Below are 21752 nucleotides of genomic sequence, written 5' to 3' on the forward strand. Positions count from 1 at the left end.
TTGATTTCAGTCTACTTAGGCGGCAGGCACATTGACGTTCGCTAACGCACATAGCGGAACCAAATGCAGTTCACATATGTCACAATTTTGTAACTTATTGTTTCAACAACGTCGTATGATGAGTTTCAGACAAGAATCTGGTGCAACTCCTCGAGACTGACGGGTTTCGTCAGATGGTGGGAAAACCCCCGGGTGTGCGTCTGGCGCCGGTCGGCGTCCTGCCCCCAGCCAGTCAGCGCGGCGATCCGCACGCCGGCGAAGCGTTCGTCCTGGCGCAGGCGGCGCGCGACTTCGTAACCGTCCATGCCGGGCATGCCCAGGTCGAGCAGGACACTGGTGGGCTGGAACGAGTCGGCCATCGCCAGCGCGGCGCGGCCGTCGTACACGACGCGGACCTCGGCGCCGTCCGCTTCGAGCAGTAACCCGAGCGTATCGGCGGCATCGCGGTTGTCGTCCACGACGAGGATGCGCTGGCCGTGGAATGGTGCGGCGGGACGCGCCTGGCCCAAGGGTGGCGCGTCGTCGTCGACGTCGCGCTCGGGCGCGAGCGGCAGCCGCACGATGAATTCGCTGCCCTGGCCCGGCCCCGCGCTGCGCGCCTCGACGGTGCCGTGGTGCATCTCGACGAGGCTGCGCACCATCGTCAGGCCGATGCCGAGGCCGCCCTGCCCTTTCCCCGCGGACCGGTGGGCCTGGGCGAACATGTCGAACACGCAGGGCAGCGCATCAGCCGGAATGCCGATGCCCGTGTCGCGCACGGTGGCGACGACCTGGCCGTCCTCGCGCCGCGCGTCGAGCCAGATGCGCCCGCCCGTGTCCGTGTACTTGGCGGCGTTGTTGAGCAGGTTCGCAAACACCTGCGTCAGGCGCACGCGGTCGGCCTCGAGGACGAGCGGCTGCTCCGGCAGCGCGACGGCGAGCTGGTGGCCGGCCCGGTCGATCATCGGCTGGCTCGTCTCGACGGCGCCGTGGACGATCTCGGCGAACGGCACCCGCTCCAGCTTCAGCTCGATCTTGCCGCGCGTAATGCGCGACACTTCCAGCAGGTCGTCGACGAGGCGCGCCATCTGCTTCACCTGCCGCCCCACCATCTCGACCACGCGGTCGGCCTGGCGCCGGCCGTCGGGACGGCTCATCAGCTGCACCGCGTTGCTGATCGGGGCCAGGGGATTGCGCAGTTCGTGGGCCAGCGTCGCAAGGAACTCGTCCTTGCGACGATCGGCCTCCTTTAGGGCCTCCTCGGCCTGCACGGCCCCCGTGATGTCGAGCGAGATGCCGACATAGCCACGGTGTTCGCCATCGCCCGAATGCCAGGGCGACGCATGGGATTCGAACCAGTGCCGGCTGCCGTCCTTCACGACCGTCTGGACACGCTGGGTGTAGGCACCGCGCGTGCGGATCCCGTCGTACACGTCGCGCAGGTACGCGTCCATGTCGGCCGGCCGTGTGATGCTCTTCCAGCCGGTCTTGCCGTCCTCCGCAATCACGGCGTCCGTCACGCAGCGCTGGTTCAGGTAGATGACATTGCCGTCCGTGTCGAACTGGTACACGAGCGCGGGCGACGCGTCGGCCAGCGCGCGGAACCGCCCCTCGCTCTCGCGCAGCGCATCCTCTGCGCGCCTGCGCACGGTGATGTCGTGGAACAGGATCGCCACGCGCGGCACCTGGCGCCCGCCGACCGGGTACACGAAGAAGTCGTACCAGCTGGCCAGCGGCTGCGAGAAGCATTGCGAGCGGCTGGAGACGCCGGTGCGCACGACCTGGGCGCAGGCGTCCAGCCAGCACGGCTCGTGCTCGGGGCGCATGCGCAGCTGGCCCGGCCCCACGTAGGCGATGTTGGCCATGCGCACGGCGGCCGGATTCGCTTCCGCGTAATCGAGGCCGGCGGGCCGGCCCGTGTCGTCGAAGCGGACGGTCGCGAGGAGAAAACCTTCGTCCATGGCCTCGAACAGCATGCGGTAGCGCCGCTCGCTCTCCGCCAGCGCGGCCTGCGTGCGGCGGCGCTCGTCGACGTCGATGTGCATGCCGACCCATTTGCGCACGCTCCCGTCGCGGTTGAACAGCGGCGCCGCGCGCGCATTCGTCCAGCGCCACCCGCCGGACGCCATCTGCACGCGGAACTCGGCGTTCAGGATGCGGCGCGTACCGACGGCCGCGCGCCATTCGCGCAGCGCGTAGGCGCGGTCGTCCGGATGCACGGCCTCGATCCAGCCCACGCCCAGCGACGCCGATTCCGCCTGGCCCGTATAGGTCGTCCAGGTGGGCGAACCGGTGACGACGCGGCCATGGGCATCCGTCTCCCACACGGTCTGCGCGAAGCCCTCGACCATCGCGCGGAACCGTTCCTCGCTCTCGGCGAGGCGCGCCTCCGTCTCCTTGTTCTCGGTAACGTCGATCACGAACAGCACGCAGCGCGCGTTCGCGCCGTCGCCCGAGATGCGCGCGGGCGCGAACAGGCCCCACCAGCGGCTGCCGTCCTTGCGCTTCATCTGCTTCGTGTACGGCAGCGTCACCCCCTTGTCGATGAGGTCGCGCAGCGCGCGCGCCGACACGTCCCAGAACTCGGACGGCGTCATGTCGCGCCAGTTCGGCATCGTGCGCAATTCGGCGCGCGTGTAGCCCGTCATGCGCTCGAACGCGGCGTTGACGTCGTGCACGGTGCCGTCGATGTCGAAATACAGCACGCCGACGGTGCTGATGCTGAGGGTGGCGTCGATGAGGGCCTTGTGTTCGCGCAGCAGGCGCTCGGCCGCGCGGCTTTCCTCGACCTCGCGCTCCAGGTGCTCCTTGGTTGCCAGGACGGGCCGCAGGCGTTCCTCGACCTTGCGCTCGATGTCGCCGCCGCTCGCCTGGTGCGCGGCCGCGGCGAACGCGGCGCAGGTGCGCAGCCGGCGCAGGTCCTCGGCATCGAAATGCGCGCCGTCATCGGCCAGCACGGCCGCCAGCGCACCCGCGGCACCGCCGTGGAGATGCCACGGTACGCCGAGAAACTCGGCCACCGGCACCCCGCAGGCACGCAGCGAAGGCACCGTGTCGGCCGGCTGTTCCAGCAGCACGGCGCCGTCGGCGCGGATGACGGTGCCGCACGCGCACTCGTCCAGGCCCCAGCGCTCGCCCTCGTGCCCGGCGAGCGCGCCGGAGACGACGCACCAGCGCACGGTGCCGCCGTCGCTGCCGTCCGTTCCATCGCGCACCGCCACGACGACCGCATCGGCCCCGCACAGCGCACGCACGGCATCGGCCAGGAGCTGCAGCACATGCTCCGGCGTGTCGGCCAGCGCCTGCGCCAGCCGCGCCAGCACGGCGCTCTCGGCCGCGCCATCGCGCGCGGGCAGGTGCGCCGCGCGTTCGCGCAATACCGCTTCGACGACCTCGTCGTCGCGGGCTCCGGTCGCTGCGTCAAATGTCGAGTCGGCCATGGTCGTCGAGTCTTGGTTGCCCACACCCTGCAACCCCAGATTACTTGACAATCCGATCAGCGCCAATCGAATTTCAATCGTGCCCGCCATGTTTAACAATATTTAACGAATTCCGGGGCACGGACGAATGAAATGGTGGTGCGCCTGCCAAATCAAGGTATTTGAACGGCCAGCTTCCCGCTACACGATATAAAGAAGATAGCGATAACAGGCACCGCGAAAATTTTCATTTGACCTGCAATGATTACGAACGATCAGCGCACCGGGTCGGGTACACCCGGCGCGCGCTCCAGTTCGTCCAGCCGCACGGGCTTGTTCAGGTGCAGGTCGAACCGGGCCGCCAGCGCCCGGCGATCGCCGATCCCAGGATCACGGGCAGGAAACCGACAGCCGTATGCACATCATGATTTCCGATCACGAAAATCCGAATCTTCTGATTGCAACTTCTGCAAGTTTGAAACAGCTCGCGCGCACGCAAAAAAACGCATAACGCCTGTCAGTACAGGCGATACGCGTGTTGCATCATGCCTGGCTCTGGCGTAGCATCCACGCTTTGCCGGACCCTTTCCATGAAAACAGAAATCCTTCCCCTCCCCACGCAATCCCGTTCCTTCCTCACCATCGCCCTGATAGAGATGTGGGAACGCTTCGGGTACTACGGCATGCAGGCGCTGATCGTGTACTTCATGGTCCAGCGCCTCGGCTTCGACGACAGCCGCGCCAACCTCGTCTGGAGCGCCGCCGCGGCGCTGATCTACGTCTCGCCCGCGATCGGCGGCTGGATCGGCGACAAAGTCCTCGGCACCAAGCGCTCGATGGTGCTGGGCGCCCTCGTCCTCACGGTCGGCTATGCGCTGATGGCCGTCCCCACCGAGAACACGTGGTTCCTGTTCTGCGCGCTGGGCGTCGTCGTCGTCGGCAACGGCCTGTTCAAGCCGAACACGGCGAACCTCGTGCGCAAGATCTACGAAGGCGACGATTCGAAGATCGACAGCGCGTTCACGCTGTACTACATGGCCGTGAACGTCGGCTCGACGATCTCGATGCTGGCCACGCCGTGGATCAAGGACTACGTCAACGCGACGTACGGCGGCGAGGTGGGCTGGCACATCGCGTTCGGCGCGTGCAGCGTCGGCCTCGTCGTCGGCCTGTTCAATGTGTTCCTCATGCGCGCGACGATCGCCCACGTGGGCTCGCTGCCGGACGAACGCCCGCTCGACGTGGGCAAGCTGGCCGCCGTGCTGGCGGGCGGCGTCGTGATGGTCGGCGTGTCGGCCGTGATCCTCGAATACCGGACGCTGGCCCGCATCTTCGTCTACCTGGCCGGCCTCGTCGTGCTGGGCATCTTCATCCACCTGATCCGCAGAAGCGCGCCGAACGAGCGCGCCGGCCTGACGGCGGCCCTCGTGCTCACCCTGCAGTCCGTGTTCTTCTTCATCTTCTACCAGCAGATGTCGACGTCGCTGTCGCTGTTCGCGCTGCGCAACGTCGACCTGGAATTCAACCTGCTCGGCGCGCACCTGTTCGACTGGTCGCCGGCCCAGTTCCAGGCGCTGAACGCCATCTGGATCATGGTGCTGTCGCCCGTGCTCGCCTGGGCCTACAACACGGCCGGGCGCAGCGGCCGGGACTTGTCGATCGCCGGCAAGTTCGCGCTGGGCTTCTTCGCCGTGGCGCTCGGCTTCTTCGCGTACGGCGTGGCGGGCGCGTTCGCCGTCGGCGGCAAGACGTCGTCGTGGGTGATGGTCGCCGGCTACGGCCTGTATTCGCTGGGCGAGCTGCTCGTCTCCGGCCTCGGTCTCGCGATGGTGGCGCGCTACGTGCCGGCGCGCATGAGCGGCTTCATGATGGGCGCCTACTATGTCGCCACCGGCATCTCGCAATACCTGGGCGGCGTCGTCGCCAACCTGGCCAGCGTGCCGAGCGACGTCACGGACCCCTTGCAGACCCTGCCCATCTACACGAGCCTGTTCAACAAGCTTGGCGTGGGTGCGCTCGTCTGCACGGCGATCGCGCTGGCCGTGCTGCCCCTGATGCGCAAGCTGTCGGCCACGCACCACGCGCACAACTGACCGCATGGAGGCGCCGACCGGCGCCTCCCGGGCTCAAGCGCCGCATCTTTCATGAGAAGGGTGTCAATACGACATGGCGCCAACTTGGCAAAACGTTTCGGCTTGTTGCAAAATGGAAATATGTTATATTCGCAACATGCCGGCCGACACCTCCGCCGGCGCCACGTCAACGAGCCATGTATCGTCCTTACTTCGTCCGCCCTCTCCTGGCCGTCGTGGCCTGCCTGTCCGCCGCCGGCGCCGTCCATGCCGCGCCGCCGGCCTACGATTTTTCGCCGGTCAACCAGTACAACCTGCAGGTGTCGGCCAGCTTCTGGAACCCGATCATCCGCTACGTGTCGCAGAAAAGCGGCGTCCGGCTGAATCTCAAGCTGGGCCGCACATCGGCCGATACGACGAGCTACGTGCTCACGCGCGAAGTCGACTTTGCGTTCACGAATCACCTGTTCAGCCCCGGCCGCGCCAGAATGGGTTGGACCGTGTTCGGCCGCCGCGACGCGCCGCCCGTGCGGGCGCAAATCGTCGTGCCGGCCGATTCGAACGTGATGACCCTGGCGCAACTGGCCGGCGAGTCCGTCGCCTTCCCGGGGCCGGAAGCGATGATCGCGTACAAGGTGGCGTATGCCCAGTTGCAGCGCCGGAACATCCCCGTCGACGTCGTCTTTGCGGGCAACATGGATGCCGCCTTTGCACAGATGTTCGCGGGCAAGGCGGTGGCGGCCGGCGCCAATTCGCAACTCGTGCAGAACTACCAGCGGCGCGAGCATAAATCGTTCCGCGTGCTGTGGAGTTCGGAACCGTTCAACGATCTCGCGCTGATGGCGTCGCCGCGCGTGCCGGCCGACCAGGTGCGCGCCGTCGCCCAGGCCTTCATCGGCATGGACAAGGACCCGGAAGGCCGCCGCATCCTCGCGGCCGCCACCGAACTCGTGCATGCCGAGGCGCCGCTCGCCTTCGTCGCGGCCAGCGACGCCGACTATGCCGGCTACCGCGCGTTCTACGCGGATGCGCCGCCGAACGTGCGCTGACGCGATGACATTCTCCCCGCTCCTGCGCGTCATGCGCATCATTCCGGCGCTGCCGCGCTCCCTCGTCGGCCGCGTGTTCACCGTGTTCAGCCTCACCCTGCTGCTGTCGATGGGGACGGGCCTGGGCCTGTTCTACCGCTACCAGTTCCTGCAGCACATCGAGGAAACACAGGACACCGCGCTGACGCTCGTCGAGGTGGCGACGCAGACGATCGAGGACAGCGTCGTGATCGGCGACTACGACACCGTCAAGCGCACCCTGGGCAAGATGCTGTTCCAGTCGCCGTTCAAGCGCGCCGAATTCATCGACGTGGGCGGCGGCACGATCCGCGTGGACGCACCGCGCGTGACGCGCGCGCTGGCGCCGCGCTGGCTGACTGCGCGCATCGCCGCCAAGCTGTACGACGTCAACCGCATCGCCAATCTGGGCGGCAAGGACTACGGCGTCGTGCGCCTGCAGTTCGACGAGGAAAAGCTGGCGGCCCAGGTATGGAGCCTCGTGCTGGAGACCGCCGGCGTGGCGTTCGTCGTGTTCGTCGCGAGCCTCGTCCTGATGCGCACCCTCGTGCGCCGCTGGCTCGACAACCTGGGCCGCCTGCGCTCGTTCGAGCACGACGTGGCCGCGGGCCGCGTCACGGCCGAGGCGGCGCTGCTGGCCGACGCGCCGACCGAGATCCAGGAAGCGATCCGCGCCGTCAACCGCAGCGCGGCGAGCCTGCGCGACCAGTTCGGCCAGCGCATCGATTCGCTGATGAACTCCCTCATGCAGCACAAGAGCGCGATGGACCAGGCCGCGATCGTGTGCGAGGCCGACGCGGCCGGCGCGATCACCGGCGTCAACGACCTGTTCGTGACGAGCAGCGGCTTCACCCGCCCGGATGTCGTGGGGCAGCGCCTGGCCGACGTGGGCCGCCCGGCCGGCGCGCGCCTGCCGTGGCAGCCGTCGGACCGCGTGTGGAACGGCGAGGTCGTGATCGCGGGACGCCACGGCCGGCGCCACTGGTACCGCACCATCGTACCGATGTTCGCGGCGCCCGGCACGGTCGAGCGCTACATCTGCATCGACATCGACATCACGGAACGCAAGGAATTCGAGCGCACGATCGTCGAGAACGCGCAGCGCCAGACCCTGATCGCGGAGCTCGGGCGCAAGGCGCTGGCCGCGAACGGCCTCGACGACCTGTTCGCGGATGCCGCCGACGCCGCCGCGCGCGGCCTCGGCGCGGCCTGCGCCGCGCTGTTCGAAACGGGACCGGACGGCATGCGGGTGCGCGCGGGCGCGGGCCGGCTGGCGCAGTCGACGGGCCTGCAGCTGGCGGGCCCGCACGGCGACGCGCACGTTGCCGCGCATGGCACCGATGCGGCGCTGCGCCCCTGGTTCGCGCCGCTGGCGGCCCTGCACGGGATCGACACGGGCATCGACACGGCCATCGTGTGCGGCGAGCGCACCTTCGGCCTGCTGGGCGTGTACGCCGCGCGCCCGCGCCGCTTCGGGGCCGACGACGCCAACTTCCTGCACGGCGTGGCCAACATCGTCGCCACCGCCGTCGAGCGCCAGGAAGCGCGCAACCGCCTGACTTACCTGGCGCAGTACGACCCGCTCACGAGCCTGCCGAACCGGCGCCGTCTCGCGCACAGCCTGGAAGACGCGATCGCCGCCGCCGCGCGTGCACAAGGCCGCGCGGCCGTCATGTTCATCGACCTCGACCGCTTCAAGAACGTCAACGACATGCTCGGCCACGGCGTCGGCGACCAGCTGCTCGTGCAGGCGGCGAAACGGCTGTCGGCCTGCGCGCGCGCCGACGACGTCGTGGCGCGCCTGGGCGGCGACGAATTCGCGCTCGTGCTGCCCGCGCTGGACGACGACGGCATCGCCGCCGGCATCGGCGCCCGCGTCATCGAGGCGCTGGCGCAGCCGTTCTATCTGGCAGGGCAGCAGCTGTTCGTGTCGGCCAGCGTGGGCATCGCCACGTATCCCGAGAACGGCCGCGACGCCGAGACCCTGCTGAAGAACGCCGACACGGCGATGTACGGGGCCAAGAACGGCGGCCGCAACAACTACCAGTTCTACGTCGCGGAGATGCACGAGAACGCGACGCAGCGCCTGCAGACGGAAACGCAGTTGCGCCAGGCGCTGGAGCGCGGCGAATTCCTGCTGCACTACCAGCCGAAGCTCGACCTGGCGACCGGCACCATCAGCGGCTTCGAGGCGCTGCTGCGCTGGAACCATCCGCAGCGCGGCCTCGTGCCGCCGCTGGAATTCATCGCCATCCTCGAGGACACGGGCCTGATCCTGCCGGTCGGCGAATGGGTGATCGGCGAAGTGTGCCGCCAGCTGAAGGCATGGCAGGCGCAGGGCATGGCCGTGCGGCCGGTGGCGATCAACCTGTCCGCGCGCCAGCTGCAGCAGGCGGATCTCGCGGGTGCCGTCGAGCGCATCGTCGCGCGCGCCGGCGTCGACCCGGCGCTGCTGGAATTCGAACTGACGGAATCGATGCTGATGGCGAACCCGGAGGCTGCTGTCGAGATCCTCGCGCGCATCAAGGCCCTCGGCATGCGCCTGTCCGTGGACGATTTCGGCACCGGCTATTCGAGCCTCGCCTACCTGAAGCGGTTCCCGCTGGACGCGCTCAAGATCGACCGCACCTTCGTGCGCGACCTGCCGGACGATCCGGACGACGCCGCCATCACGAAGGCCGTGATCCGGCTCGCGCACAGCCTCAGCCTGAAGGTCGTGGCCGAGGGCGTCGAGAACGTGGACCAGCTGCGCGAGCTGGAACAGTACGGGTGCGACCAGATCCAGGGCTATTACGTCAGCCGACCCGTGCCGGCCCAGGCGTGCGAAGCGCTGCTGGCCGGGACCGCGATGGCCTAGTTTCGGCTACACTGGAGGGATTCCTCCGTTTCGACAATCCCACGATGTCTCACAATCCACTCCAGGTGGCGCGCCGCGTCGACGCCATCGAACCCTTCCGCGTGATGGAAATGGTCAAGGCCGCGGCCAGCATGGTGCGCGCCGGCCAGGACGTCATCAGCATGAGCGTCGGCGAACCCGATTTCACGGCACCCGACGTGGTCGCCCGCGCCGCCATGGACGCGATCCAGCGCGGCGCCACGCAGTACACCGAATCGCTGGGCCTGCCCGCCCTGCGCGACGCCATCTCCGCGCACTATGCCCGCGCCTACGGCCTCGACATCTCGCCGCAGCGCATCGTCGTGACGGCGGGCGCGTCGGCCGGCCTGCTGCTGGCCTGCGCCGCGCTCGTGGCGGACGGCGACGAGATCCTGATGCCCGACCCGAGCTATCCGTGCAACCGCCATTTCGTCAGCGCGTTCGGCGGCCGGGCCGTCCTCGTGCCGTCCGGCCCCGCCGAACGCTACCAGCTGACGGCGGCCCAGGTGGCCGGGCGCTGGACGGAACGCACGCGCGGCGTGATCGTCGCGTCGCCGTCGAACCCGACCGGCACGTCGATGACGCCGGCGCAGACGCGCGACGTGGTCGCGGCCGTCCGCGCGCGCGGCGGCTTCTCCATCGTCGACGAGATCTACCAGGGTCTCTATTACGGTGAAAAAGAAGGCGACCGCGCGACGAGCGCCCTGTCCTTCGGCGACGACGTCATCACCGTCAACAGCTTCTCGAAATACTTCAGCATGACGGGCTGGCGCCTGGGCTGGCTCGTGCTGCCGGAGTCGCTCGTGCCGGCCGTCGAAAAACTGGCGCAGAACCTGTTCATCTGCGCCCCCGCCATCGCCCAGCACGCGGCGCTGGCCGCCTTCCACGACGACGCCATCGCCATCTTCGAGGAGCGCCGCCGGGAATTCCGCCGCCGCCGCGACTTCCTCGTGCCGGCGCTGCGCGACCTCGGTTTCCAGGTGCCCGTGCTGCCGGACGGCGCCTTCTACGTGTATGCCGACATCACGCAGGTGAACCACCCGCTCGCGCACGACAGCAGCGCGTTCGGCATGGCCGTGCTGCGCGACGCGCTGGTCGCGCTCGTGCCGGGCGACGACTTCGGGTTCGCCGCGCCGAAGCAGCACGTGCGCTTTTCCTACGCGACGAAGTACGAGCGGATCGAGCAGGCGGTCGACCGCCTGGCGACACTGATCAGGCGCTGACCGCGGCCGGGGCGTCGGCGACGACGGCGAGCAGCGCCGCGGCGCCCACCGGCTTGACGAGATAGCGGTCGAATCCGGCCGCGAAGCCGCGCGCCTCGTCGTCCGGCTGGCCGTAGCCCGTCAGCGCGATCGCATACGGACGGGCGCCTGCCTGTTGCGCGCGCAGGGCCTGCATCAGCCTGAGGCCGTCGAGTTCGGGCAGGCCGATGTCGCACACGATCACGTCCCACCGCTCCGCGAGCGCGCGCGCCAGGCCTGCCCGGCCGTCGCCGGCACAGACGACGTCATGTCCTTCCGCCGCGAGGATGTCGGCCAGCGTGGCGCTGGCATCCGCATTGTCTTCCACGAGCAGGATGCGGCGGCGCGGCGTGGCCCGGGGCGGCTCGGACCGGACCGGCGCCGCGGGCAGGCCGGCGGCGCGCGGCAGGCGCACCGTGAAGCGGCTGCCGCGGCCGGGACCGTCGCTGTGGGCCTCCACCGTCCCGCGGTGCATGCCCACGAGGTTGCGCACGACGTTCAGGCCCACGCCAAGCCCGCCCTCGGACCGGGCCAGCGAGCGCGGGCCCTGCGTGAACAGGTCGAAGATATAGGGCAGCACCTCGGGCGCGATGCCCGTGCCGTCGTCGGAGATGGTCACCACGATCTGGTCGGGATCGGCGTGCGCGGCGAGCCGCAGCCGGCCGCCGTCGCCCGTGTACTTCGACGCATTGCCGAGCAGGTTCGTGAACACCTGCGCGAGGCGCACCTTGTCGCCTTCCACCGCGACCGCCGCCGCCGGCAGTTCGACGTCCAGCGCCTGGCCGCGCTCCAGGATGCGCGGCTGCACTGTTTCGACGGCGTGGCGCAGCACGTCGGCCAGCGCCAGCGTCTCGACCGCCAGCCTGATCTTGCCGCTGCTGAGCCGGGCCGCGTCGAGCAGGTCGTCGAGCAGGCGCGCCATGTGGTCGACCTGGCGCGTGATGACGCTCGCCAGGCGCAGCTGCTGCGGCGCGGCGCCCGCGTCGCGTTCGAGCAGCGATGCGGCCATCGCGAGCGGCGACAGCGGGTTGCGCAGCTCGTGCGCCAGCATCGCGAGGAATTCGTTCTGGCGGCGGTTGACGGCTTCCGCGTCTTCGCGCTGGTCCTCGGCGTTGAAGGTGGCGAGGACGAGGTTCTCGTTCGCTTCGCGCAGCCGGGCCACGTCCTCTTCCAGCGCGCGGATGCGGTCCAGCAGCAGCGCCTCGCCGGGTGAGGCGCCCACGCTCTGGTGCGAGAGTGCTTGCAGGGAACGCTGTTCCGAAACAGGGGGCTGTTGCTGGTACGTTCCCATCGTCGTCCTCAGTTGTGCGGCGGGCGCCGCGTCGGAAAGCCCGACATCAGGGCATCGAGTTCCGTCGCCTGCGGATCGACTTCGATGCCCTTGTCGGTGATGCGGTATTCGCGCAGCTCGTTGCTGTGGTCCGTGCCGCGCACCTTCACCACCGTCATGAACTTGCAGATGTGTCCCTCGATTTCGGCGAAGCGCATCGACAGCACCGCGTCGGCCAGGAAGCACAGGTTGTCGATCGAGAAGCGCCAGTTCGGCGTGTTGTCCTCATAGCCGACGGTGATGAGGGCAGTGACGCCGCGCCGCGCCAGCAGCGACAGCGTGCGCAGCACGGACACGCGCAGGTCGTAGCGGAATTCCGGCGCGAGATACAGGCCGATCTCCGACAGCGAATCGATCACGACGCGCGTCGCGCCGGTGCGGTCGATCGCCTCCGTCAGCTGGTCCAGCAATTCCTCGACCGTGAGCGACAGCGACAGCGATTGCAGCACCGTCACCTGGCCTCCCTGCACCATCTTGACCAGTTCCGCGTTGTGCAGGCGCGCCGTGTGTTTTTCGAAGAACACGGCGACGCCCTTCTCGCCCTGCTCCGCCCCGGCCTGCAGGAAGCGCGTGCCGAGGATCGTCTTGCCGATCCCCGTGGGGCCGGAGACGAGCATCGTGTGGCCCAGGGGCAGGCCGCCGTGCAGCATGTCGTCCAGGCCCGCGACGCCGGTCGGAATGCGGGCCGGATCGGCGGCGATGGTCAGGTAGGCCTCGGGCTGCGGCGTGAGCAGGCGCGGGTAGACGCGGATGCCGTCGTCCGTGATGCGCAAGGTGTGCGCGCCCGCCATGTGGGCCTGGCCGCGCATCTTGATGATGCGGATCTTGCGCACCACCGCGTCCTCGTCCAGGTTGTGCGACAGCGCGATCATGCCGTCGGCCACTGTGATGATCGGGTTGGCCTCGACGTCGGCCTGGCTGTATTCGCCGATCAGGAACGTGGTCGCCTGCCACGTGGCCATGCGCGAGCCCAGCTCCTGGATGAAGTGCTGCAGGTCCCACAGGCCCTCGTTGCCGCTGCGCGCCGTCTGCACGACGGAGCGGAACGAATCGACGAACACGAGGCTCGGGCCGAAGTCCTCCACTTCGCGCATGATCCGTTCCAGCACGCCGCTGAAGTCGCCGGCGCGCAGGTCGTCGGCCAGGTTGACGTAGCGGACGGCGGGTCCGACCTTGTCCATGTCGAAGAACGAGAACTGCTGCTGGTAGCGCAGCATCTTCAGCGGCGGTTCGCCCAGCACCGTGAAGAACAGCGCGCGCCGCTGTTCGCTCGCGAGCGCAAACATGATCTGGTGCGCGAGCGTCGTCTTGCCGCTGCCGGGCGCACCCGCGATCAGCGTGAACGAAAACTCGGTCAGGCCGCCGCCCAGAAGCACATCGAGCCCTGGCACACCGGTGCTCAGTTTCTCCAGGGTTACTTTTCCGCTCATTGCTTGTGCTCCTCCTGATTCTTTTGCGGCGTGCCGTCCGCACCGGTTTCGGACAGCAGCCGTGCCGTCAACGCGGGGCCGATGAGGGTCCCCAGCTGCCGCACGAACAGACCCATCAATTCATCGTGTGTCGCGGCCGCTTCCCGGGGGTCCGCCGCCGCCAGGTCTTGCTCGAGAGCGGTCAGCAGCAGCGTGCTCGTGCGGCGCGTGGCGTCGACGCTGAGCCACGCCCGCGGCGGCGCCAGCAGCCGCGCCGAGCGCGTGAACAACGCGACGAAACCGCCTTCGCCAATCAGCGGCACCAACTGCCGGCCCAGGCGCGACCAGGGCCGGATCAGCGGCGCGGCATGATCGGCGGGAGCCGGTTGCGCTCTGTTTTCGTCTTTATCCATGCAGGGGTGGTGTCGGGGTTGTCATGCCATGCGGCGTGGCCTCGGCTTGGCACGTCCGTTCTACCGATTATAACGTGAATGCATGGTTAATTTTTTTAATAGAGTGTCAATACGGACAACGTGCGACGCCCGGTGCTACCATCGCGCTTTGTATCGATCATGAGCCGTTCACCATGCTTTTCCGTACCAGTGTCGCTTCCTTGCTCCTCGCCGCCGCAGGCGCCGCGCATGCCCAGTCCGCCCCTCCCGTGGCCGAGGCACCGCTGCGCGCCCACCTGTCCTTTCTCGCCGACGACCTGCTGGAAGGCCGCGGCACGGGCCAGCGCGGCGGCGAACTGACCGTGCGCTACCTCGAGACCCAGGCCGCCGTGCTGGGCCTGAAGCCGCTGGCGGACGGCGGCTACCGCCAGAAGGTCGAACTGATCGGCCAGAAGACGCTGCCCGCCAGCCAGCTGCGCTTCGTGGCCGGCGGCCGCGTGCTGTTGGCCACGTTCGGCCAGGACGTGGTGTTCGGCAACGCCAACGGCAACGCGGCCACGCGCGTGTCGGCGCCCCTCGTGTTCGTCGGCTACGGCATCGACGCGCCCGACGAACGCTGGAACGATTTCCTCGGCGCCGACGTGAAGGGCAAGGTGCTCGTCGCGATGGTCAACGATCCGCAGCCGACCGGCGCGGAGCCGGACCGCTTCGGCGGCAAGTCGCTCACGTGGTACGGCCGCTGGACGTACAAGTTCGAGGAAGCCGTGCGCCAGGGCGCGGCGGGCATCCTGCTGATCCACACGACGCCGTCCGCGTCGTATCCGTGGAGCGTCCCGGCCAACAGCTTCTCGCACGAGCAGTTCCACCTGGCGGGCAAAGGCAACGCGCTGCAGGGCTGGATCAGCGAAGACATGGCGCGGACGCTCCTCGCGGCCAGCGGCCAGGACCTCGACCGCCTGCGCGCCGCGGCCGAGGTGCGCGGCTTCAGGCCGGTGCCGCTCGCGGCCAGCGTCGAGGCCGACGTGAAGAGTGCCGTGCGCACCGTCGTCGAGTACAACGTGGCCGGCATCGTGCCCGGCACCGATCCGAAGCTGCGCGACCAGGCCGTGATCTATTCCGCGCACTGGGACCACCTGGGGATCGATCCGGACAACGGCAAGCCGGACCACATCTGGAACGGCGCCATCGACAACGGCTCCGGCACGGCCGCCCTGCTCGCGATGGCGCAGGCCGCCGTCAAGCGTCCGGCCAGGCGCACGCAGATCTTCCTGTGGCCCTGCGCGGAAGAACAAGGCCTGCTGGGCAGCCTGGCGTATGTGCGCCATCCCGTGTGGCCGCTGGCAAAGACGGCCGCGGACCTGAACCTGGACAGCATGAACTTCGTCGGCCGCACGCGCGACATGGGCGTGGCCGGCGCCGAACGCAGCTCGCTGTACGCGACGTCCGCCACGGTCGCGAAGGCGATGGGCCTGGGCCTGGCCGCACCGGTGCCGGACCTCGGCGGCGCCTACTTCCGCGCCGACCACTTCAACTTCGCCAAGGCCGGCGTCCCCGCGTTCAACGTCGGCTCGGCCGTGTTCTCCGGCGACGGCCATTTCGACTTCGAGCATGACCAGTCCGCGGAAGGCGCGAAGATGCGCGCATTCACCGAGGACTACCACCAGGTCAGCGACCAGTACGACCCGTCCTGGGATTTGTCCGGCATGGTGCAGCAGGCGCAGTTCACCCTGAATCTCGGCTATGCGGTCGCGAATGCGCCGACGATGCCGACCTGGAAGGCGGGCGAGGCGTACGGCAAAGTCAAGCGTTGAAGGGTTACCAAAATGCGACTGGCTTCGGCCCGGTCCGGCGGGTAATATCGTGAGTCGAGGCAATACCCTGCCTCGCTCACGACACCTCGACCACAGGACCACCATGAAGCAGACCTTGCTCGCCGCCGCCCTTTCCCTCGCCCTGTCCGCGCAGTTCGCGCCTGTCGACGCCCTCGCCGCGCCCGTTGCCGCCAAGGCGGCCGCAAAGGCCGACGCGCGTTTCCAGGCCATCTACAAGGCAGAGTGGCAGTGGCGTGTCAAGCAGCGGCTCGCGTGGGACGAGGACGAGCCGCGCGACGTCCGCGACGCGCTGCCGAAGGTCGACGCGCGCACGCAGGCCGCGCGCCTGGCGATGTGGGAAGGCGTGCTGCGCCAGCTGGACGGCATCCGCGCGGCGGACCTCTCGCGCGCCGAGCAGATCAACCATGCCGTGTACCGCGCGCAGATCGCCGCGTTCGTCGCGGCGCAGCGCTTCCGCGAATACGAGCAGCCCGTGAATGCGGACAGCGCGTTCTGGTCCGACATCGCCTACATCGCGCGCCGCCCGCTGAAGAACGCGGAAGAATACCGCGCCTACCTCGCCCAGTTGGCCGACCTGCCCCGCTACTTCGGCCAGGAACTGGACAATATGCGCGCCGGTCTCGCGCGCGGGTTCACGCCGCCGCAGGTGACCCTGGCCGGGCGCGACGCGCCGCTCCTCAATATCGTGAACGCGAAGGCGCCGGAAGACACGGTGTGGTACACGCCGTTCAAGGAGATGCCGGCGACGATTTCGATGGACGAGCAGGCGCGCCTGCGCGCGCAAGGCATCGCGCTGATCGGCAGTGCCGTGAAGCCCGCGTACGCGCAAGCCCTGCAGTTCTTCCGCGACGAGTACGTGCCGAAGGCGCGCACGACGCTCGCCGCCGAGCGCCTGCCGGACGGGAAGGCGTATTACCAGTCGAAGATCGTCGAGTACACGACCACGGACATGACGGCGCAGCAGATCCACCAGATCGGGCTGTCCGAGATGGCGAAGATCCGCGCCGACATGCAGCAGACGATGGTCAAGGCGGGGTTCAAGGGCGACCTGCCCGCCTTCCTCGCTTTCCTGCGCAGCGACCCGCAGTTCTACGCGAAGACGCCGGAAGAACTGCTGATGCGCGCCGCGTGGATTTCCAAGAAATTCGACGGCAAGGCCGACCAGTACTTCGGCTACCTGCCGCGCCGCCGCTTCGCCATCGTGCCCGTCCCGCCGGACCAGGCGCCGTACTACACGTCGGCGCGCGGCGGTCCGGGCATCTACCTCGTCAACACGTACAACCTGCCGGCGCGCGCGCTGTACAGCCTCCCCGCGCTGACCCTGCACGAATCGGCGCCGGGCCACGCGTTCCAGATGCCGGTGGCGCTGGAACAGCAGGGCGTGCCGCCGTTCCGCCGCGCCTACATTTCGGCGTACGGCGAAGGCTGGGCGCTGTATTGCGAGCGCCTGGGCAGCGAGATGGGGATGTACGAGACGCCCTACGAAACGTTCGGCATGCTGAGCTACCAGGCCTGGCGCGCGAGCCGCCTCGTCGTCGACACGGGCATCCACGCGCTGGGCTGGACGCGCGAACAGGCGCAGGCCTACCTGCACGACAACACGGCGCTGTCCGACCACGAGATCGAGACGGAGGTCGACCGCTACATCTCCTGGCCGGGGCAGGCGCTGTCGTACTACCTGGGCGAGATGGCGATCGTCGAATCACGCCGGAAGGCCGAGGCGGCGCTGGGCGACAGGTTCGACATCCGCGCGTTCCACGACACGGTGCTGCAGCTCGGGGCCGTGCCGCTGCCCGTGCTGAAGGCGCGGATCGATACGTTCATCGCGGACGGCGGGAAGTCGCCGTATGAAGACGTCAAGCGGCCGGCATCAAAATAATTTGACCTTCAGCTGCACCGAGATGCCGCCGTACAGGCGATCCTTGTACGACGGGATCACGCCGACATTCACGCCCACGCGTCGATACTCGTACGTGAACGTGGGCACGACGGCCGGGAACCAGCCGCGGTCGCGCATCTTCGGATACCCGTCGAACAGCGCGATCGCCGCGCCGAGGCGCACGGGACCCAGCGCATACGGCTGCCAGAGAACACCCGCGTAATTCGAGTAATAGCGGTCGCTGTTGACGAAGCGCCCGGCGGCGGCCGCCATCGTGCCGGAGAAGCGGTATTCGACGCCGACGCCGCGGTTGCCGCCGTTGAGGTTCTTGTCGCGGTCGAAGTGGTAGGTCGCGAAGCCGCTGTCGATCCACAGCTCGCTCTTCGGGTCGGCGTCGATCTTCGTGAACAGGTCGTCGGCGTGCGCGCCGGTGCCGAGCAACGCCAGCAAGGCGAAAAGAGTGTGCGGCTTCAATCGTCGGCCTTCGGATCGAGATCGGGGAACATCACTTCCGTGAAGCCGAAGCGGGTGAAGTCGCGGATCCGCATCGGGTACAGGATGCCCAGCAGGTGATCCACTTCGTGCTGCACGACGCGCGCGTGAAAGCCGTCGACGTCGCGGCTGATCGGGTTGCCGTACTGGTCGACGCCCTCGTAATGCAGGCGCGTGTAGCGCGGCACGCTGCCGCGCAGGCCCGGCACGGACAGACAGCCTTCGACACCCTCTTCCATCTCTTCCGACAACGGCTTGAGCACCGGGTTGATCAGCACCGTCTCCGGCACGGCGGGCGCGTCCGGGTAGCGCTGGTTCTTGCCGAAGCCGAAGATCACCAGCTGCAGGTTGACGCCGATCTGGGGCGCGGCCAGGCCGGCGCCGTCGACGGCGTGCATCGTCTCGAACATGTCCCGGACCAGCGCATGCAGCTCGGGCGTGTCGAACCCGCGCACGGGCTCCGCCACGCGCAGCAGGCGCGGGTCGCCCATCTTGAGGATCTCGCGGATCGTCATTTCGGCAGGTCCGCGCACAGGTGCGTGAGGAATTCGCGGTAGCCCTCGGCCGTCTCCGGATGCTTCATGCCGATGGCGGCCGTCGCCTTCAGGTAGCCCAGCTTGGAGCCGCAGTCGTAGCGCGTGCCGGCATAGCGGTACGCGAGCACGCGTTCGCGCGACATCAGCGACGCGATGCCGTCGGTCAGCTGGATCTCGCCGCCGGCACCGGTACCCAGGTTTTCCAGGTGTTCGAAGATGGCGCCGGACAGCACGTAGCGGCCCACGACGGCCAGGGTCGACGGCGCGTCCTCGGGCTTCGGTTTCTCGACGATGCCGGAGACCAGTTCCAGGTCCGGACGGTAGGCGCGCGCGCTGACGATGCCGTACTGGCGCGTGTTTGCGCGCGGCACGTCCTGCACGGCGAGCACGCTGCACTTCTCGTAGCCATACAGGTCCGTCATCTGCGCCAGCACCGGCTTGTGGCCTTCGGCCGTGTCCATGAAGTCGTCCGCGAGCAGCACGGCGAACGGCTCGTTGCCGATCACGGGACGGGCGCACAGCACGGCGTGGCCCAGGCCCAGCGCGGCGGGCTGGCGGATGTAGATGCAGTTGACGTTCTTCGGAATGACCTGCTGCACGAGCTTCAGCAGTTCCTTCTTGCCGGCCGCTTCCAGCTCCGATTCCAGCTCGTAGGCCTTGTCGAAATGGTCTTCGATGGCGCGCTTGTTGCGGCCGGTGATGAACACCAGTTCCGTGATGCCGGCGGCCACCGCTTCCTCGACCGCGTACTGGATCAGCGGCTTGTCGACGATGGGCAGCATTTCCTTCGGCTGGGCCTTGGTGGCCGGCAGGAAGCGGCTACCGAGGCCAGCGACCGGGAATACGGCTTTCTTGATTGCGGTCATTGTGAAGCTCCTATTTTATTGAATTCTGTGCACCCAGCAGGGCCAGCAGGCCCGCCTCGTCCAGCACGGTCACGCCGAGCTGCTCGGCCTTTTCCAGCTTGCTGCCCGCTTCCGCACCGGCGACGACGTACGAGGTCTTTTTCGACACCGAGCCGGACACCTTGCCGCCCGCCTGTTCGATCAGCGCGCCCGCGGCATCGCGCGACATCGTCGGCAGGGTGCCCGTCAGCACGAAGGTCTTGCCGCTCAGCGGACCGGCCGCGTCGACGGCATCCTGCGGCAACTGCGCCAGCAGCTCGGTGCGCAGCGCCGCCAGCGCGGCCAGCATGGCGCGGTTGCCCGGCACCGCCATCCACTGCTCCAGCGCCGTGACGACGCCTTCCGGCAGGCCGAACACGCTGAAGATCTTCAGGTGCGCGAGGTCGTCCAGGGTGCGGCCGTCGGCCAGCAGCTGGCGTGCGCGCGGCTCCGTCAGTTTCGGGATCCCGAGCGCGGCCAGCAGGCCCACGTCGTCCAGCTTTTCGCGCAGCTGCGCGCGCGGCGCATGCTCGCCCTGCGGCGCGACGCCTGCCGCCAGCAGATCGTTCAGCGCCTGCTGGTTCTTCTCTTCCGCGAAGAAGTCGGCGATCGCTTCCGCGACCGTGCCGCCGATGTCGGGCAGCACGCGCAGCAGAGGGGCCGGCGCGCGCCGCACCAGCGCCAGGCTGCCGAGCCAGTCGGCCAGTGTCTTGGCCGTCGACTCGCCCACATGGCGGATGCCCAGCGCGAACAGCAGCCGCTCCAGCGGCGGGTGCTTGCTGGCGGCGATGGCGGCCAGCAGGTTGTCCGCCCACTTCGTCGCGACCTTGCCCTGCTTGACCGTCTCCGGCGTCGTGCCGTCGCGTTCATCGGCGAGGCGTTTCATCTTGAGCAGGTCGTCCAGGGTGAGGCGATACAGGTCCGCCACGCCGTGGATCAGGTTCGCTTCGACGAGGCTGTCGATGTAGCGGTCGCCCAGGCCCTCGATGTCCATCATCCGGCGGCCCGCGAAATGGCGGATCGCCTCTTTGCGCTGCGCGGCGCACGTCAGGCCGCCGGAGCAGCGCGCGATGGCCTCGCCCTCTTCGCGCACGACGTGCGAGCCGCACACGGGGCACGTCTTCGGCAGTTCGTACACGGGCGGCACCGGCGTGGGGCGGCGCTCCAGCACGACGGACAGCACCTCGGGGATGACGTCGCCCGCGCGGCGCACGACGACCGTGTCGCCCACGCGCACGTCCTTGCGCCGCACCTCGTCCTCGTTGTGTAGCGTGGCATTCGTGACGGTCACGCCGCCGACCGAGACGGGCACGAGGCGCGCCACGGGCGTGATCGCGCCCGTGCGGCCTACCTGCACGTCGATGGCGGACACCGTCGTCAGCGCTTCCTCGGCCGGGAATTTATGAGCGAGCGCGAAACGGGGCGCGCGCGACACGAAGCCCAGCTCGCGCTGGTCCGCCAGGCGGTCGACCTTGTAGACGACGCCGTCGATCTCGTACGGCAGCGACTTGCGGCGCGCGCCGATGTCGTGGAAGTAGCCCAGCAGGCCTTCGCATCCGGCGACCACCGCGCGTTCCTTCGCCACGGGAAGACCAAGCTGGTCGAGCCAGTCCAGTGCCTTCGAATGCGATTCCGGCAGCGGCGCGCCTTCGAGCAGGCCGATGCCATAGGCGAAGAAGCGCAGGCGGCGCTGCGCCGTGATGCGCGCATCGAGCTGGCGCAGGCTGCCCGCGGCCGCGTTGCGCGGATTCGCGAATTCCTTCTGGCCCGCGTCGCGCTGGCGCTGGTTCAGGCGTTCGAAGTCTTCCTTGAACATCAGGACTTCGCCGCGCACTTCCAGCACGGCCGGAATATCGTCGCCACGGAGGCGCAGCGGGATCACTTTCACGGTGCGGATGTTGGCGGTGACGTCCTCGCCCGTGTAGCCGTCGCCGCGCGTGGCGGCCTGCACGAACACGCCGTTCTCGTAGCGCAGGCTCATCGCGAGACCGTCGAATTTCAGCTCGGCCGCATACTGCACCTGCGCACGGCCGAGGCCATCGCGCACGCGGCGGTCGAAGTTGTCGATGTCTTCATCGGAAAAGCCGTTGTTCAACGACAGCATGGGCACGGCATGCGTGACCTGCTTGAACTCGGGGATCGGCGCGGCGCCCACGCGCGACGTCGGCGAATCCACCGACACGGCTTCGGGATGCTGCGTTTCCAGCGCCTGCAGTTCGCGGAACAGCTTGTCGTATTCGGCGTCGGGAATCGTCGGCGCGTCGAGCACGTGGTAGTTGTAGATGTGGTGGTTCAGCTCCTTGACGAGCCACGCCATCCGTTCCAGCGCATTCTCGCTCATCGTC

General features: G+C 68.4%; 14 protein-coding genes. 6 read left to right on the plus strand and 8 right to left on the minus strand.

The genetic code is table 11. From position 1 onward, the window contains the following. Positions 1-125: 125 nt before the first annotated feature. Positions 126-3419 (minus strand): PAS domain S-box protein, encoded by a 3294-nt coding sequence (locus tag ASD28_RS25450; RefSeq protein ID WP_056135264.1) that lies wholly within the window; start codon positions 3417-3419, stop codon positions 126-128. Positions 3420-3988: 569 nt separating this feature from the next. Here ASD28_RS25450 and ASD28_RS25455 point away from each other — a divergent pair. The 4 genes from ASD28_RS25455 (at position 3989) to ASD28_RS25470 (ending at position 10635) form a co-directional block, all read left to right on the plus strand. Next, on the plus strand, positions 3989-5491 hold the full coding sequence (locus ASD28_RS25455; protein WP_056135268.1) for a peptide MFS transporter: 1503 nt from the start codon (positions 3989-3991) through the stop codon (positions 5489-5491). A 176-nt stretch (positions 5492-5667) separates the two neighbouring features. After that, complete coding sequence (locus tag ASD28_RS25460; protein WP_056135271.1) at positions 5668-6519, plus strand: phosphate/phosphite/phosphonate ABC transporter substrate-binding protein; 852 nt, start codon at positions 5668-5670, stop codon at positions 6517-6519. Positions 6520-6523: 4 nt separating this feature from the next. Next, positions 6524-9394 (plus strand): EAL domain-containing protein, encoded by a 2871-nt coding sequence (locus tag ASD28_RS25465; protein ID WP_200948907.1) that lies wholly within the window; start codon positions 6524-6526, stop codon positions 9392-9394. 44 nt (positions 9395-9438) lie between these two features. After that, on the plus strand, positions 9439-10635 hold the full coding sequence (locus ASD28_RS25470; RefSeq protein WP_056135274.1) for a pyridoxal phosphate-dependent aminotransferase: 1197 nt from the start codon (positions 9439-9441) through the stop codon (positions 10633-10635). On the opposite strand, the gene ASD28_RS25475 is transcribed toward ASD28_RS25470, so the two are convergent. From ASD28_RS25475 to ASD28_RS25485, 3 genes are all read right to left on the minus strand, one after another. Continuing rightward, a complete protein-coding gene (locus ASD28_RS25475; protein WP_056135277.1) occupies positions 10625-11875 on the minus strand; it encodes a hybrid sensor histidine kinase/response regulator in 1251 nt (416 codons plus the stop codon). The genes ASD28_RS25470 and ASD28_RS25475 overlap by 11 nt on opposite strands. Before the next feature lie 77 nt (positions 11876-11952). Beyond that, the gene (locus ASD28_RS25480; RefSeq protein ID WP_056135279.1) at positions 11953-13413 is read right to left on the minus strand and encodes an ATPase domain-containing protein; all 1461 of its coding nucleotides are present in this window, start codon (positions 13411-13413) and stop codon (positions 11953-11955) included. After that, the gene (locus ASD28_RS25485) at positions 13410-13805 is read right to left on the minus strand and encodes a hypothetical protein (protein WP_056135282.1); all 396 of its coding nucleotides are present in this window, start codon (positions 13803-13805) and stop codon (positions 13410-13412) included. The genes ASD28_RS25480 and ASD28_RS25485 overlap by 4 nt, the downstream gene beginning before the upstream one ends. A gap of 173 nt (positions 13806-13978) precedes the next feature. On the opposite strand from ASD28_RS25485, the gene ASD28_RS25490 reads away from it, so the two are divergent. Further along, positions 13979-15595 (plus strand): M28 family peptidase, encoded by a 1617-nt coding sequence (locus tag ASD28_RS25490; RefSeq protein WP_056135284.1) that lies wholly within the window; start codon positions 13979-13981, stop codon positions 15593-15595. A gap of 103 nt (positions 15596-15698) precedes the next feature. Then, a complete protein-coding gene (locus ASD28_RS25495; RefSeq protein WP_056135288.1) occupies positions 15699-17495 on the plus strand; it encodes a DUF885 family protein in 1797 nt (598 codons plus the stop codon). On the opposite strand, the gene ASD28_RS25500 is transcribed toward ASD28_RS25495, so the two are convergent. Genes ASD28_RS25500 through ligA form a run of 4 tightly spaced genes read right to left on the minus strand, consistent with a single transcriptional unit; the run spans position 17487 to position 21748 of the window. Beyond that, positions 17487-17969, minus strand: a complete 483-nt coding sequence (locus tag ASD28_RS25500) for a hypothetical protein (protein WP_056135291.1) — start codon at positions 17967-17969, stop codon at positions 17487-17489. The genes ASD28_RS25495 and ASD28_RS25500 overlap by 9 nt on opposite strands. Then, positions 17966-18502 carry a peptide deformylase gene (gene def, locus ASD28_RS25505; protein WP_056135294.1) on the minus strand — a complete coding sequence of 179 codons (537 nt, stop codon included), beginning with the start codon at positions 18500-18502 and terminating at the stop codon, positions 17966-17968. The genes ASD28_RS25500 and def overlap by 4 nt, the downstream gene beginning before the upstream one ends. Next, positions 18499-19389: a UTP--glucose-1-phosphate uridylyltransferase GalU gene (gene galU, locus ASD28_RS25510; protein ID WP_056135296.1), complete on the minus strand. Its 891-nt coding sequence runs from the start codon at positions 19387-19389 to the stop codon at positions 18499-18501. The genes def and galU overlap by 4 nt, the downstream gene beginning before the upstream one ends. A 10-nt stretch (positions 19390-19399) precedes the next feature. Continuing rightward, positions 19400-21748 carry an NAD-dependent DNA ligase LigA gene (ligA, locus tag ASD28_RS25515; protein WP_056135299.1) on the minus strand — a complete coding sequence of 783 codons (2349 nt, stop codon included), beginning with the start codon at positions 21746-21748 and terminating at the stop codon, positions 19400-19402. Positions 21749-21752 lie beyond the last annotated feature (4 nt).

It is taken from the genome of Massilia sp. Root133 (genome assembly GCF_001426525.1).
Taxonomy (GTDB): domain Bacteria; phylum Pseudomonadota; class Gammaproteobacteria; order Burkholderiales; family Burkholderiaceae_D; genus Telluria; species Telluria orientalis.